The sequence below is a fragment of the Massilia sp. YIM B02769 genome (assembly GCF_030411995.1).
GTDB lineage: Bacteria > Pseudomonadota > Gammaproteobacteria > Burkholderiales > Burkholderiaceae_D > Telluria.
The window spans coordinates 238,929-253,001 of sequence record NZ_JASNRC010000004.1 but is presented as its reverse complement, the minus strand read 5'-3'; the positions used below and the strand labels follow the sequence as shown (position 1 = coordinate 253,001).

The following is a 14,073-nucleotide window of genomic DNA, read 5'->3' as shown; positions in this document are numbered from 1 at the left end:
CGAACGGATACCGGACTGGCCAATGCATACACGAACCGACCGCCTGAGCGCCATCCTGATCGATGCGATCGTGCGCAACTACCGCACGCAGAACATACGCCTCGCCGCCGACGCACTGGCGAGAAACGGCATAGCGCTCGGGGTGGCACTGCGCGTCCTGACCCGGCCATGGATGCGGCGGCACATGCCGACGGCAAGCGTTGATTCCGTTCGCCGCGTAAGAGGCGAGCAGCTTGCCGTGATTGCCGGACGCTCGTCCGCACGTGCCACCCGTTCTGGCTGATCCTGTGCGGCATGGGCGCGATGACGACATGCGCACTGCCGAGCGTCCTACGTCCGATCCGGAAGCGGCGTTCATAATGTACCGAGAGATCACTATCAGGAGCCGCTGTGGCATGGAAACACGAAAGGCGGCGGACATGGCCTCCAAGCACCGACCTCGCACCCAATGTCTATGGACAGCTGATCGAGCAGATCGGCTGTCCGGCCTGGTTCTGCTCGCCGGGCGGTGCTGTCCTGCATTGCAACAGCGCGGCACGGCGGCTGTGGGGCGGGTGCCCTTCACCGGCCGAGGACGCACGCTGGGACGGCTTTGCGGCGCTGTACCGGGCCGATGGAAGCGCGCTCGAGAAGTCGGCTGCGCCGGCCGCGCTCGCGCAGCGCAGCGGCGCCGCCGTTGCCGCGACCGAGCTGGTCGCGGAGTCGGCCGATGGCCAGAAGCGCTGCCTGGTGGTCCACGCACGGCCGGTTGGCCAGGACGGCAACGCCGCTGCGGGCGTGCTGTGCTCGCTGACCGACATCAGCGTGCGGCGCCGCCTGGAGCACGAGCTTGCCCTCGCGCGTGATGGCCGGACCGGATTCCTGCGGATGCTGGGCCATGAGCTGCGTAACCCGCTGGCATCGGTCATGGCCGTCGCTGCGATCCTGCGGCGCCAGCCCGGCGAGCCTGGCATTGCGAGGATGGCGCGCGTGATCGAGCGCCAGACGCGGCAACTGGGGCGCTTCATCGACGACTTGCTCGACGGCGCCCGCATCGATCATGCCTGCGAGATTCCGGTAGCGATGCGCGCCGCCAGCCTGGACGAGGTACTGGCCTGCGCGCGCGACATGGTCGATGGCCTGCTGCGCGAGCGCGGCCAGCAGCTGCACACAGACATTGATATGTGCGAGCAAGACTGCGATGCCGTCCTCTGGTGCGATCCCGAACGCCTCGGGCAGGCGCTCGGCAATGCCCTGCACAATGCCAGCCAGTATTCCGACGATGGCGCCGGGATTTCGCTGGCGGTCGCGGTCGACGGCGTGTTCCTGGAGATACGTGTCGTCGACCGTGGTATCGGCGTCGAGTCGGACGAACTGCCGCTCCTGTTCGAGCCCTTCCGCAAGTTTGCCCCGCATCCCGGCCGCGTGGTCTCGGGCGCCGGACTCGGACTCGCGATCGCACGCAGCGTGACCCGTGCGCACGGCGGCCAGGTGTCCGCCGACAGTCCAGGGCGGGGGCAGGGTACCTGTCTGCACTTTGTCCTTCCCGTGGTGCGGCAAACAGCACCGGCCTGAGAATCGAATATTTCTGCCCATGTGATCCGTACGCGCGGTCATTGGTACACAATGGCAGTGTGCCAGCCATGTTCGAGCGGAGTGCCTGCCGCTCGGCAAGCGCTGCCGGATCGATGGCCGGTCATCGCCGCTGCCGATCATCCTGCGATTTGGCCGACTGCGAGGACACCATGGATGCATTACCCGTTCTGCCGCCCGAGGCCGAAGCGCTCGGCATTTCCTTCGATGGACGCGCATACCATTACAGGGAGTACAGTTACGACCATCTCGCAGACGCGCTGCGTTATGGCAGGCTGGATCGGACCAGGCCCGCTGCCGGCGAGGCGCCCGTGCCGCGTCAATGGAAGCAATGGGCCGGACCCACACCCGAGGAGCGGCTTCAGATGGACAAGCACGGTATCGTCTTCGAATACGGCTACTACCGCTATGGCGCATATCGCTACGACTTGCTGTCTGCCGCGCTGGACTATGCGCACCGTGAGCCAGGACTGTCGCTCCCGGTTGCCTGACAAAAAACGACTCCGCACAGGCTTTTGGAACCTGTCTACCGAGGTAGGTTGTTAGTGCAGGCAGCTGCGTTTGTGCAGATACATTTCCCGGTCCGCCGACTGGACATAGTCGAGCAGCGCCGTACTGCCGTGGGGATCGCACTGCACCGCGCCGGCGCTGATCGCAAGACGGTAGCTACGCTCCTGCATCAGGTTGAACGCGCGCAGGTTGTCCTGCAGCCTTCCCAGCATCACGCGCGGATGGGCGTCATTGAGGACGAAAGCGGCGAATTCATCGCCGCCCAGGCGCGCCAGCACGTCGCTGTCGCGCAGGGATTCGCGCAGCACGGCGGCGGCGTCCCGTATCAGCTCGTCGCCGGCGGCATGGCCGAGCTGGTCGTTCACCAGCTTCAGGCCATCGATGTCGGCATAGATCACGGAACAGCTGGCATGCCTGCGCCGGGCCAGCCTGAACATGTGCTCGGCCTGGATGAAGAAGCCGCGCCGGTTGTTCAGGCCGGTCAGGACGTCGGTCAGCGCCAGGGCGCGCATCGCGCCTTCGGATGCGTCACGGCGCGCCATTTCGTCGGCGTGCGCCTGGGCCGCGCCCGCCATCTGCTGGTACTGCGTCGAGACCAGGTCTTCGAGCGCACTGCGGTCCGAGATCCGGCCGAGCGTCGCGGTGCACAGTTCGAGGATCGTGCCGAGAAGACGGCGGCGTCCTTCCCAGGACTCCGGCGCGGCATCGTCGGTCCAGCCGGCGACCAGCACGGCCATGGTGTGCCGGGCCGGCACGCTCACCATGATCGTGCGCGAGCCTGCCGCGCCGCCGGTTTCTCCTGCGCTGCCCGGCTCACCTTCCAGCCGCGCCAGCGCGGCGCGGTACCAGTCGTGGCTGGCCCCGGCCTTGCGCGGCTTGCCTGCACGGTCGAAGCCGATGGACGCGTTTACTTCTCCGCGTACCAGCAGCAGGGCGCGGCCGGCATGGGCGAGTTCGGCCATCGCGCGGCCGGCCAGCACCAGCGCGGCGAACGGGTCGTCGGCCTGCATCAGTTCGCGCGACATGGTGAGCAAGGCCCGTAGTTGTCCGGCTTCGGTGCTGGATTCGGTGTTGCGTGTCATCGTCGGCTCCACTTGCTGTGATGGCCGCGGTAGCGGCCAGGGTGTCATGCATCGTCTGCCGTGGACGGGCTGATCGCTTCCGAGACCGATTGCCCGGCGCTTTCGCGGCGCCGCAGCGCCGGATGGGCGAGGACGCGGGCAATCACGTCGCGCGGCACACGCTTGTGCTGCATGTAGCGCCTGGCGACGTGGGCGTCGCGCACCGCCAGGATGTTCAGGCCACGCGCCACGGCGTTCGCTGTCGGCTCGTCGCTGCGCCGCTGGCGCTCGTTACTGTGCATCGATCCTCCATGACTGGATGCCGGGCCACATGCCGGAGACGGCGTCCGCAGCGCGCCGGTGCGATTCATCATACGCGCAGTAGCGACAAAGACCAGCTTTTTCGCTCCGCTATGCCGTGCGCCGGAGCAGGACGAATGGGCGTAGGTTCGGTGTAGTGGCTCGCCGGAGCCGAGGAGGAAGCATCATGACATTCGAATTCGCGAACACGTTTCGCGGGCTGCCGCTGAGCCCGGAGCAGGAAAGCGAGATCAGGCATTACATCCATGCCAGGCAGCGCGGCGGCCTGCCGTGGGATACACCGGAGCTGCAGGCCATGCTTGCCGACATGCTCGATCCGCCCGAGACCGTCGAGGAAGATGGCCGGTCGGTATCGGAGAGCATGCGCATGGAGCGCGCCGCCGTGGTCCTGGACGGGGGGAAGGACCTGGACCGCGCCGATCCCAGCCCCGAATCCTGACGCCGGTGGATCGACCCGGATGGGTAAGGCCACGTCACCGACCCGTTGGCGGCGGGCGGTGGCCCAGCGCCATTGCCGCGCCGAACGAACTCCGCGATAATCCACGGTTCCACTTATCCGGGATTCCAAGCGCGTCAATCGCGCCGGCCAGCCGTACTGCCTGCGGCGTCCTCACCGATGAAACTTCGTATCGCATGATTACCTCCACGCCCGTTGCCTTCCTGATGACGCTGTTTGCCAGCGCCTCCGTCCACGCCGCCCAGCCGGTGCCGTCATCCCAGCCGGCACCGCCGGCGCAAATCGGCGTCGCCTCCTTCAACCTGGCCTGGGCCGGTTCGCAGCAGGATTTCGACCGTCACGCAGCCGTCTGCACGGCCGTGAACTGGTGCGATACCCGTCCGAAGCGCGAGAAAGGCCAGTCGCGCCCGACCGACGAAGCAGTGCAGGCGGCGCGCCAGTGCGTGGCCGACACCACGCGCCTGGCCGGCGGCCCGGAGAAAGCCTCGATGATGGTCCCATGTAACGCCTACCTGGGCCGCGACAACGCCGCGCCGCCGACGAGCGCCGACTACGCCGCCAAACTGGCCGGCCTGCAGGCGACCATCGCCGATTTGATCGAAAAGGGCGGCGTGAAAGTGATCGCCTTCCAGGAAGTGCGTTCGGCCGAGGTGATCAAGACACTGCTCGGCAAGCATGCCGACCGCTTCGGCACCTGCGACGCGCCGCACGATGGTTTCCAGACCACGGCATTCGCCTGGGACAAGAGCATGGGCGAGACCGGCGCCAAGTGCAGCGTGAACGAGGACCTGGCGGTGAGCGACAACCCGGGCGCCAAGGATGCGCACAAGGTGCGTCCGGGCCTGACGCTCGAACTGGAATGGGCGGACCGCCGCCTCAGCTTCCTGAACGTGCACCTGAAGTCGAGCTGCGCCAACATCGTGCCGACCCCGATCTACCAGGCGCGCCTGCTCGACGATCCGAACCCTGCCTGCCAGGTGCTGAACCGCCAGGTCGCGCCGATCGAGCGCTGGCTCGACAGCGTGGCGCAGCGCAGCCCCGACTTCGTGCTGCTGGGCGACTTCAACCGCCGCATCGACGAGGAAGCGGCCGCCAACATCCGCCCTGGGCAGGTGCGTACCGACGGCAGCAACCCCGCCGGCGTGCCGCCGCAGGACGCCAACGGCAAGGTCGCCACGCGCTACCTGTGGCAGGAACTGAACGATGGCACGCGTGCGCTGAAGCAGGTGCCGCTGACGAATGTCGACACCGGCTGCCGCGGCTTCACCGGCCTCGACCACATTGTGCTGAGCGGCGCCCTGGCGGCGCGCCAGGCGCCGGAAATCGGTTCGCGCAAGACGGCCGTCGTGCAGCAGCCGGGCCAGCGCATCGACACCAGCGACCATTGCCCGCGCAGCGTGACCCTGAACTTCTGATAAGCGCCGGGACGCCCGTCCCGACTTGAAACAAGCATCGCCGGCCTCCATGCCGGCGATTTTTTTGGCGCCCGTTACAGCGGCAGCGTCGTCTCGTACTTCACTTCGCGCAGCGCCACGCTGGTATTCACCTGCGCCACCCCGTTCAGCTTGACCAGCACGTTGTGCAGGAAGTCGTGGTAGGCGTCCATGTCGGCCACCACCACCTTCACCATGTAGTCCGAGCTGCCGGTGGTCTCGTAGCATTCCACCACTTCCGGACGCAGCCGCATCGCTTCCTCGAACTGTTCCACCACGCCCTCGGCATGGCGCGCCAGCGACACGTGCAGCAGGCACACCACGGCCAGCCCCAGCTTGCGCCGGTCGAGAAGAGCGGTGTAGCGCAGGATATAGCCGTTCTCCTCGAGTTCCTTCTGGCGGCGCCAGCACGGGCTGGCCGACATCCCGATCTTTTCCGCCAGCTCGTTCGAGGACACCCGGCCATTCTTCTGCAGTTCCGCAAGGATCTTGATCGACGCATGGTCGAGGGGTGTGTTTTTCATTTTTTGTCCCTGTTTCAGAAAGATTCTTGCCAGTCTAATCGCTGAGAGGGAAGAAATAGAAAAAATCTTTCTCCCCGCGCGGCATATCCTGTCTGCTTACAAAAGCATAACGAGACGATGAATTCCATGACCACCCCGCCAGCCCTGCTGGCCGATCCCGACTACGCCCTCGACGACAACCTGCGCCGCGAAAGCGGCCGCGTCTTCCTCACCGGTACCCAGGCCCTGGTGCGCCTGTTGTGCATGCAAAAAGTGTTCGACGAACGCCAGGGCCTGAACACGGCCGGCTTCGTCAGCGGCTACCGCGGTTCGCCGCTGGGCGCCGTCGACCAGGAACTGTGGCGCGCCAAGGACTTGCTGCAAGCACGCAGCATCGACTTCCTGCCGGCGATTAACGAAGAACTCGGCGCCACCGCCGTGATGGGGTCGCAGCAGGTCGAAGCCGACCCGACGCGCAAGGTCGACGGCGTCTTCGGCATGTGGTACGGCAAGGGGCCGGGCGTGGACCGCGCCGGCGACGCCCTCAAGCACGGCCACGTCTACGGTTCCTCGCCGCACGGCGGGGTGCTGGTCATCCTCGGCGACGACCACGGCTGCGTGTCGTCGTCGATGCCGCACCAGAGCGAGCAGGCGCTGATTGCCTGGAGCATGCCGGTGATTAATCCGGCCAACATTCAGGAATACCTGGAATTCGGCCTGTACGGCTGGGCGCTGTCGCGCTTCTCGGGCGCCTGGTGCGGCTTCAAGGCGATCTCGGAAACGGTGGAAGGCGGCGCCGTGGTCGAGCTGCCGGCCATGCCCTCGTTCACCATGCCGCAGGATTACGTGGCGCCGCCCGACGGCCTGCACAACCGCTGGCCCGATCTGCCTGGCCTGGCGCTGGAAGTGCGGCTCGACGCCAAGCTGGAGGCGGTGCAGGCCTTTGCCCGCGCCAATTCGATCGATCGTCTGGTCGTGGCCGCGCCGCAAGCGCGCATCGGCATCATCAGCGCCGGCAAGGCGTATCTGGACCTGGTCGAAGCGCTCGAGCGCCTGGGCCTGCCGCTGTCGCGCCTGGAAGAACTCGGCGTGCGCGTCTATAAACCCGGCCTGACTTTCCCGCTGGAGCGTACCCGCATGGCCGCCTTTGCCGCCGGCCTCGAGGAAATCCTGGTGGTGGAAGAAAAGGGTCCAGTCATCGAGCAGCAGGTGAAAAACCTGTTCTACAACCTGCCGACGGAAACCCGTCCCGCCGTGGTCGGCAAGGCCGGCCGTGACGGTGCGCCGCTGCTGTCGGCGCAGGGCGAGCTGCGTCCTTCGCGCATCGCACCGGCCCTGGTGCACTGGCTGGCGCCGCGCTTCCCCACGCTCGACCTGGGACGCATGCTGCCGGACTTCTGCGCCGCCGCGCTGCCCTCGAACGGTGCCGACGGCGTCAAGCGCACGCCATATTTCTGTTCCGGCTGCCCGCACAACACCTCGACCCGCGTGCCGGAAGGCAGCCGCGCCTATGCCGGCATCGGCTGCCATTTCATGGCCACCTGGATGAAGCGCGACACGAATTACCTGTCGCAGATGGGCGGCGAGGGCGTCAGCTGGGTCGCCTCCTCGCGCTTCGTGAGCGAGCCGCACGTATTCCAGAACCTGGGCGACGGCACCTTTTATCACTCGGGTTCGCTGGCGATCCGCCAGGCGGTGGCCGCGCGTACCAACATCACCTACAAGATCCTGTATAACGACGCGGTGGCGATGACCGGCGGCCAGCCGGTGGACGGCACCCTGTCGGTGCCGCAGATCGTGCAGCAGGTGGTGAGCGAAGGCGCCCGGAAGACCGTGGTCGTCACCGACCAGCCCGAAAATTATGCCGAGGTGAAGCTGCCCGAGGGCGTGACCGTGCACCACCGGAGCGAGCTCGATGTCATCCAGCGCGACTTGCGCACCATCCCCGGCGTGACGGTGCTGGTGTATGACCAGACCTGCGCCGCCGAGAAGCGCCGCCGCCGCAAGAAGAACAAGCCGGGCAAGACCGTCTTCCCCGATCCGGCGCGCCGCATGGTGATCAACCCGGCCGTTTGCGAAGGCTGCGGCGACTGCGGTGTGCAGTCGAACTGCCTGTCGATCCTGCCTCTGGAAACGGAATTCGGCCGCAAGCGCCAGATCGAGCAATCGTCGTGCAACAAGGATTATTCCTGCGTCGAGGGCTTCTGCCCAAGCTTCGTCTCGGTGCTGGGCGGCTCGCTGCGCAAGCCGGAAGTCAGCACGCTGTCGCTGGCCGATTTGCAGCAGGCCTTGGCCGCCTACCCCGAACCGGCGCCACCTGCGCTGGACAAACCCTTCGAGACCCTGGTCGCGGGTGTGGGCGGCACCGGCATCGTCACCGTCGGCGCGCTGATTACCATGGCCGCCCACCTGGAAGGCAAGGGCGCCTCGACCCTGGACTTCATGGGCTTCGCGCAAAAGGGCGGCGCGGTGCTGTCGCACGTACGCGTGGCGTCCTCGCCGGCGCGTTTGAACCAAGTGCGCATCGATTTGCGCCAGGCCGACGCCGTGTTCGCCTGCGACCTGGTGGTGGCCGCCATGCCCGACAGCCTGGCCGTGATGCGCGCCGGGCACACCAGGGTAGTGGCCAACGACCGCGAGATTCCCACCGCCGATTTCACGCGCGAGCGCGATGCCTCGATCAACAAGGAAGGCCTGCTGGAAAAGCTGGGCCTGGCCGCGGGTGCCGACAATCTCGTACGCCTCGACGCGCATGAGACGGCGGCGCGCTTCCTGGGTGACCCGATCGGCGGCAACATCCTCTTGATGGGTTACGCCTGGCAGATGGGCCTGGTGCCGGTCGGCCTGCCGGCGCTGCTGCGCGCGATCGAACTGAACGGCGTCGCGATCGACATGAACAAGCGCGCCTTCATGCTGGGCCGCTTGGCCGCAGCCGATGCGGGTGCGCTCGAACGCCTGGATCGCAGCGAGCGCAAGGTGATCCAGTTCAGCGCGCCGAAGCCGCTGGCCGAGACGGTCGCCGTGCGCTCCGCTTACCTGGCGGATTACCAGGATGCGGCCTACGCCAGGCGTTACGCGGATGCCATCGCCGCCGTCGAGCAGCGTGAAGCGCAAATCGACCCGACCGGCTCGCGCAAGCTGAGCAAACTGGTGGCCCGCAACCTGTTCAAGATCATGGCCTACAAGGACGAGTACGAAGTGGCGCGCCTGCATGCCGATCCGGCTTTCCGCGCCCAGATCGCCGCCCAGTTCGACGGCGACTACAAGCTCGCTTTCCACCTGGCGCCACCGCTGCTGGCCCGCCGCAAGCCGGGCTCCGATGTGCCGGCCAAGATGACGCTGGGCAGCTGGATGATGCCGGTCTTCGGCGGGCTGGCCAGGTTCAAGTCGCTGCGCGGCGGGCCGCTCGACATCTTCGGTTACACCGAGGAGCGCAAGCGCGAACGGGGGCTGCGCGAACGCTACCTGGGCTTTGCGGAGATGCTTGCCACCAGCCTGAATCCCGGCAACCGCGAGGCCGCGCTGAAGCTGGCGCAGCTGCCGGACGGGGTGCGCGGCTATGGCCACATCAAGCTGGCGGCCATGGACAAGCTGGATGCCGAATGGCCGAAGCTGATGGCGCAGTATCGTGGCGAACAGGTGATCGAGCTGAAGCGGCGCGCCTGAGTGCGTGGACTCGCCTCTGCGGTAACGGATGTTTGCGGCCGCGCCCGACACGATGCGTCGGGTTGCGGCCGCGTTCGTTCGAGGTCAGTTCCGGGCACGCAGCGCCAGATCGGCAGCGCGCTGCCGCTGCAGCAGCTCCTTCGCCAGCGCGAGCGCATCGTCTGCCGGCGCGGCGATATCGGGCTCGACGCCCGTGCCCTCCCAGTTGGTATGGGTAATCGGGCTGATGCTGCGTTGGTTCGGAATGGCGGCAACAAAGTGGCTGCCGAGGCGATACATGGTGACCGGGTGGGCCCCGCCCCAGGTCCGCTCGCCGATCACGGTGGCGCGCTTCAGGGCCTGCATCGTATAGGTGAAATCCTCGCCGGCAGACCCGGTGGCGGGACCAGCCAATATCATGACGGGCTTCGTGCCGCCATAGCGTTTGCCGCCGAGCCTGTCTTCGGTCCACATCTGCGTCGTCAGGCCGGAGTCGCGCGACCAGATGTCGTTCAGGCGGGTGCGCCCGTCGACGAAATAGCTGATCAGGAGCGCCACCGTCTGGGGCGAGCCGCCGCGGTGGGTGCGCACGTCGATGATGAGTGCGTCGGTATCGGACAGGGTATTCATCACGGCTGCGTATTTGTCCGCGACCAGCGAGGGAGGCGGAAATGCCGATATCCGCAGATAGCCGATGCCGGGATCCAGGCGGCCGACTTTCTCGATGCCATGGCGGCGCTCTGGCGCCGCATTCATCATTGCATCGGGATGATGGTCCGCGCGCAGGAGCCAGGGGCTGAACCTCACCTTCATATGCCGGTCGTGGGCCACGGAAGCGATATCGCTTGTCAGCCGTGAGGCAAATTGCATGCCGTTGGTGATGGCATCGTACTTGCCGTCCTGCTGGCGCTGTCGCAACAGCGCTTCGATCTGCCTTGCTTTTTCGGGAAATACGTAATGCTGGTTCAGTTCCGCAACCAGGGTATCGATTGCCTGCGTGCGCATGGTGCGGTCGAGCACGACGTCGGGGGGAGGCTTGACCGCGTACGCGCCGATCAGCACAAGGAACAGCAAGAAGAAGACGACGGCCAGCTTTGTTTTCGCTCCGGTCACGGCAAAGGAGGGAAGATCGGTCGTCTTCATGGGCTGCGTTCCTGATCGGCGGTGAATAGACGGGCGATGCGCAACCGGCAGTGCCGGAACATCTGCTTCCGGTGAGGGTTGAAGCGTGCAGCCAGTGTAGAGTATCAATGCAATTCAGACAATCGCAGGATCCGCCGAAGCTGCTGTCGCATCCGGCGACGCCAACACCGACTTCGCGACGGTTTCGCGGCATGGTCCCCATGCCGCGTACAAGGCGCGCGCATCCAGGCGGCCAGCCAGGCGGTCCGCCAGCGCAGCCGGCGCCGCAGTCTTCGCTTCTCCGTCCTCGACGTACGTCACCGCAGGGCCAACCTGGTCCAGGCAGCCGACCGCCAGGCTCAGCGTCGCGGCGATACCGGGACAGGCCGCCGCATCGGCGAAGTCCGCGCGGATCGTCCGCTCCAGCACATCCAGGTCGAGATGGGCGAAGCGCAGCCTGCCCTGGAATTCGTTCGGCACGTTGGTCCGGTCCTCGATACCGGGATAAGGCTTGCCCGGCAGTTCCCCGGCCAGCGGCCCGGCGCCATGGCGCGTGAGATAGGCGCGGGTGACATAAGTGATATCCAGTGTCCCGATTCCCGCTTCGCCCGCAACATCGAGCGCATTGCGGATGCCCGTATGCGAGCGGGTCACATACGGGAAAGCGCCACGGTCCTGGTCCAGCAGCAGACCTTGGGCGCCCTCGAACACGACCTGCGCGCTGTCTTTCAGCACCTCGGGGCGCGCGCATTGCGTCGCACGGCGGAACGTCATCGCGGCGTGAACATAGCGCTGCAGCGCTTCGTCGCTGGCGAGCCATTCGGCGGCCTGGCTGTCCAGCATCGGAATCCCGAGCGCGGCCAGGCGGCGCGGCACATAGTCGGCGCGAATCGCCGCCAGCCGGTTCAGCAGGTACCCGGAACCCTGGCGCAGGTCGCCCACGCTCAGCGCAAAGGCGGGGTCGAGATTGCGCTCGATCGTCTCGCCGAAGCCCATCCCGCAGCTGCCATGGCGGCCGGCGCCACGGTGCCGTTCGACGACCTGGTTGAGCAGGATGTCGTACAGGGTCGACACCGGCGCCCGCTCGTCGACGAAGACCGGCGGCAGCGCCACGCCGGCCGCCGCCAGGACATCCGCCTCCTTCAGGAACAGGGAGGGATGGCAGACGAAGTGGCGCGACAGATAAGTCGCCGCGCCGGCCATGGTGCCGCTGCCGAAATGGGAGAACACATGCCGCAGGCCGCCCGGCGTGGTAACGGTGTGGCCTGCCTGGGCGCCGCCGTTGAAGCGGACCACGATGCCGTCCTTGCCGGCGGGCGCGATGTGGTAGTCGGTCATCAGGCCCTTGCCTTCGTCGCCGTAGTTGGCGCCGATGACGGCCTTGGCGGTGTGGCGCATGATGTCTCCCGGTCCGCTCAGAAACGCACCAGCTCGCGCAGGGCACCCATGCGCGTGGCCGGCAGGGAGCCCAGCGCATGCGCCACCACGGTCGAGGTGTCGCCCGACCAGCTGTTCGCCACGGTGTCGCGGTCGCGGCCTTCGTTGACTTCCATCGCCGAGACCACCACCTCGGCCAGCCTGCGGTAATCCTTCAGCCGTAGCACACGCTGGCCGAGCAGCGCCTTCCACTTCTTCAGCACCCGGGGCAGGTAGCTTTTCGCGTAGTTGCCTTCCTCGACCACGACGTGGAAGACGTGGTACATGCGCGAGACCATGGTCAGCAGCTCGGTTATCGACAGATCGCGCTGCAGCGAGTCGCCGAAGATCGCTTTCGCATGCCTGGCCAGCAGCTCCTCGGGCGGTTCCTCGTCGCCGACCGTGAACAGGTAGCCTTTCCTGCCGCGCTTTTCGAAGCAGTCGATCTGCGTGTGCTGGGCGGCGAAGTACCAGGGCAGGTGATAGCCTTCGTGGCTGTTGCCGCCGCCGCCTTTCTCGAGCCAGATCATTTTGAGCTGGTCGGCGATGCGGATGTCGGCTTCGAACTGCGTGATCTGCAGCGGCGCGTCGTCGTGATAGGAGTCGCCGATGCCGCAGGCCAGGATGTGCGGGTCCGACACCGGTTTGCGCTTCAGGATTTCCTCGACCAGGGTGCCGAGACCCTCGCGCGCCATGGCGTCGGCGATCATGCCCATCGAGCCGGTGACGTCCAGCCCGATGATGATGGCATTCGAATCGGGATTCACCAGCGAGTCGCGCGATTCGCGCACCACGCCGTACGGATTCAGCTTCGGATGCATGCCCGACGACGTGAAGATGTCCTCGGTGCGTTTGCCGACGGTTGCCTTTGCGGTGCGCTTCCAGTCGTCTTCGTCCCAACGTGCTCCACCCATGATGTTCTCCTTAATTGTCAACTGCGGGTCTACCGCGGGTCAACTGCGTAGATATCGCTTTGCGTGAGGGGCAGTTCGGCGAAGCGACGTGCGCCGAAACTGTCATGCAGGACCTGGGTGCGCCAGGTCCGGTATTCGTCGATCGGGCTGCGTGATGCGGGCAGGCGCAGCCAGTCGATCATGGCCTGCGGCGCGGCGCCGTCGCGTTCCAGGCGGCTGCCGCCGATGTCGCCCAGCAGTGCGCGGCCGATCGCGCGCACCAGTTCCAGGTCGGTACGGATGTCGGCGCGCTTCCTGTCCAGCAGGCCATGCGGCGCCCAGGCGAGGGTGCTGGCCGGCGCCGCGGCCATGCGCTCGCCGAGCCGCGCCGCATACCACCAGCCGCCCAGCACGGCCACGCTGTGATCCGGCGGCGACAGGAAGCAGGTGTCGAGCGACAGGGCGTTGTGGGCGAGGCCGGTGTACTCGAAATAGCAGCACAGGTTGAGCAGCGAGCTGACCACCCAGGCCACGTGGCGCGGATCCAGGCGCCCGCCGACGTGATCGAGCACGTCGCGCAGCAGGAGCAGGTCGGGCGTCTTGCGCATCACGATCACCCAGGCGTCGGCGGTGCGGAAGGCGCCGGCGAAAGGGCAGGCCGGCAGGTGCGGCGCGATCTGCTGGCGCATCTTCTCGCTGGCGTAGTCCAGGCCTTGCAGCGCACGCTCGGCACGTTCCACCAGGTCGGCGTGGGCGAGATCGACGACGAAGGCGACCACCGAACCGGCCACGTACATGGCGCCGAGTTCGAAGCGGTGGCAGCGCAGGTAGTTGATCTCGTAGGCCTTGCCGTCGACCGCCGCAAGCTGCAACTGCCCGCCCTGGCGCGCTGCCATCCTTTCCCCGGCCTTGTCGTACAGGCCCTTGATGTGCTGGAAAACCCGGTGCGCGCCGGCTTCGCTGCTGCGGTCCGGATGCCACTTCATCGCCAGCAGGCGAAAGGCCTTCTTGATGTCAGCGGCGCTGCCGCCGAACAGGCGTTCCGGGCTGTGCTCGGGGATGGCCAGCAGGCTGGCCGCGGACAGGCTTGAGAGATCGGTGTGCATGGTTTGCTCCTTCGATGGGTTGATAGTAGCATGT

The 14,073-nt window shown here is 66.6% G+C and carries 13 protein-coding genes; 6 read left to right on the top strand and 7 right to left on the bottom strand.

The window, feature by feature from the left end; genetic code table 11:
* The first annotated feature begins 22 nt into the window (after positions 1–22).
* From QPK31_RS08395 to QPK31_RS08385, 3 genes are all read left to right on the top strand, one after another.
* Entirely contained in the window at positions 23–283 is a 261-nt protein-coding gene (locus QPK31_RS08395; protein ID WP_290422501.1) for a hypothetical protein, read from the top strand.
* A gap of 107 nt (positions 284–390) precedes the next feature.
* The gene (locus tag QPK31_RS08390) at positions 391–1,554 is read left to right on the top strand and encodes a PAS domain-containing sensor histidine kinase (protein ID WP_290422500.1); all 1,164 of its coding nucleotides are present in this window, start codon (positions 391–393) and stop codon (positions 1,552–1,554) included.
* A 170-nt stretch (positions 1,555–1,724) separates the two neighbouring features.
* On the top strand, positions 1,725–2,063 hold the full coding sequence (locus QPK31_RS08385) for a hypothetical protein (RefSeq protein ID WP_290422499.1): 339 nt from the start codon (positions 1,725–1,727) through the stop codon (positions 2,061–2,063).
* 51 nt (positions 2,064–2,114) lie between these two features.
* On the opposite strand, the gene QPK31_RS08380 is transcribed toward QPK31_RS08385, so the two are convergent.
* Both QPK31_RS08380 and QPK31_RS08375 read right to left on the bottom strand, forming a co-directional pair.
* Positions 2,115–3,164: a diguanylate cyclase gene (locus QPK31_RS08380; RefSeq protein WP_290422498.1), complete on the bottom strand. Its 1,050-nt coding sequence runs from the start codon at positions 3,162–3,164 to the stop codon at positions 2,115–2,117.
* A gap of 44 nt (positions 3,165–3,208) precedes the next feature.
* Complete coding sequence (locus QPK31_RS08375) at positions 3,209–3,445, bottom strand: hypothetical protein (RefSeq protein WP_290422497.1); 237 nt, start codon at positions 3,443–3,445, stop codon at positions 3,209–3,211.
* Between the two features lie 185 nt (positions 3,446–3,630).
* Here QPK31_RS08375 and QPK31_RS08370 point away from each other — a divergent pair, with 185 nt between their 5' ends.
* Positions 3,631–3,903 (top strand): hypothetical protein, encoded by a 273-nt coding sequence (locus QPK31_RS08370; RefSeq protein ID WP_290422496.1) that lies wholly within the window; start codon positions 3,631–3,633, stop codon positions 3,901–3,903.
* Positions 3,904–4,097: 194 nt separating this feature from the next.
* Positions 4,098–5,336: an endonuclease/exonuclease/phosphatase family protein gene (locus QPK31_RS08365; protein WP_290422495.1), complete on the top strand. Its 1,239-nt coding sequence runs from the start codon at positions 4,098–4,100 to the stop codon at positions 5,334–5,336.
* Positions 5,337–5,410: 74 nt separating this feature from the next.
* On the opposite strand, the gene QPK31_RS08360 is transcribed toward QPK31_RS08365, so the two are convergent.
* Positions 5,411–5,878: an Lrp/AsnC family transcriptional regulator gene (locus QPK31_RS08360; protein ID WP_229436887.1), complete on the bottom strand. Its 468-nt coding sequence runs from the start codon at positions 5,876–5,878 to the stop codon at positions 5,411–5,413.
* A 117-nt stretch (positions 5,879–5,995) separates the two neighbouring features.
* Between QPK31_RS08360 and QPK31_RS08355 the strand changes: the two genes are divergently transcribed.
* Positions 5,996–9,523, top strand: a complete 3,528-nt coding sequence (locus QPK31_RS08355) for an indolepyruvate ferredoxin oxidoreductase family protein (RefSeq protein ID WP_290422494.1) — start codon at positions 5,996–5,998, stop codon at positions 9,521–9,523.
* 84 nt (positions 9,524–9,607) lie between these two features.
* On the opposite strand, the gene QPK31_RS08350 is transcribed toward QPK31_RS08355, so the two are convergent.
* From QPK31_RS08350 to QPK31_RS08335, 4 genes are all read right to left on the bottom strand, one after another.
* Positions 9,608–10,645: a S41 family peptidase gene (locus QPK31_RS08350; RefSeq protein WP_290422493.1), complete on the bottom strand. Its 1,038-nt coding sequence runs from the start codon at positions 10,643–10,645 to the stop codon at positions 9,608–9,610.
* Between the two features lie 114 nt (positions 10,646–10,759).
* Positions 10,760–12,022, bottom strand: coding sequence for an adenylosuccinate synthetase (locus QPK31_RS08345; RefSeq protein WP_290422492.1), 1,263 nt, complete (start codon positions 12,020–12,022; stop codon positions 10,760–10,762).
* 17 nt (positions 12,023–12,039) lie between these two features.
* The gene (locus tag QPK31_RS08340; RefSeq protein WP_290422491.1) at positions 12,040–12,954 is read right to left on the bottom strand and encodes a hypothetical protein; all 915 of its coding nucleotides are present in this window, start codon (positions 12,952–12,954) and stop codon (positions 12,040–12,042) included.
* Between the two features lie 29 nt (positions 12,955–12,983).
* Positions 12,984–14,039: a DnaJ domain-containing protein gene (locus QPK31_RS08335; protein WP_290422490.1), complete on the bottom strand. Its 1,056-nt coding sequence runs from the start codon at positions 14,037–14,039 to the stop codon at positions 12,984–12,986.
* Between the last annotated feature and the right edge of the window lie 34 nt (positions 14,040–14,073).

Excerpts from the sequence above, each read along its gene's own strand:
- QPK31_RS08395 (WP_290422501.1), top strand. The coding sequence starts at position 23 with ATGCATACACGAACCGACCGCCTGAGCGCCATCCTGATCGATGCGATC.
- QPK31_RS08375 (WP_290422497.1), bottom strand. The coding sequence starts at position 3,445 with ATGCACAGTAACGAGCGCCAGCGGCGCAGCGACGAGCCGACAGCGAAC.
- QPK31_RS08345 (WP_290422492.1), bottom strand. The coding sequence starts at position 12,022 with ATGCGCCACACCGCCAAGGCCGTCATCGGCGCCAACTACGGCGACGAA.
- QPK31_RS08365 (WP_290422495.1), top strand. The coding sequence starts at position 4,098 with ATGATTACCTCCACGCCCGTTGCCTTCCTGATGACGCTGTTTGCCAGC.
- QPK31_RS08340 (WP_290422491.1), bottom strand. The coding sequence starts at position 12,954 with ATGGGTGGAGCACGTTGGGACGAAGACGACTGGAAGCGCACCGCAAAG.
- QPK31_RS08370 (WP_290422496.1), top strand. The coding sequence starts at position 3,631 with ATGACATTCGAATTCGCGAACACGTTTCGCGGGCTGCCGCTGAGCCCG.
- QPK31_RS08385 (WP_290422499.1), top strand. The coding sequence starts at position 1,725 with ATGGATGCATTACCCGTTCTGCCGCCCGAGGCCGAAGCGCTCGGCATT.
- QPK31_RS08335 (WP_290422490.1), bottom strand. The coding sequence starts at position 14,039 with ATGCACACCGATCTCTCAAGCCTGTCCGCGGCCAGCCTGCTGGCCATC.
- QPK31_RS08355 (WP_290422494.1), top strand. The coding sequence starts at position 5,996 with ATGAATTCCATGACCACCCCGCCAGCCCTGCTGGCCGATCCCGACTAC.
- QPK31_RS08360 (WP_229436887.1), bottom strand. The coding sequence starts at position 5,878 with ATGAAAAACACACCCCTCGACCATGCGTCGATCAAGATCCTTGCGGAA.
- QPK31_RS08380 (WP_290422498.1), bottom strand. The coding sequence starts at position 3,164 with ATGACACGCAACACCGAATCCAGCACCGAAGCCGGACAACTACGGGCC.
- QPK31_RS08350 (WP_290422493.1), bottom strand. The coding sequence starts at position 10,645 with ATGAAGACGACCGATCTTCCCTCCTTTGCCGTGACCGGAGCGAAAACA.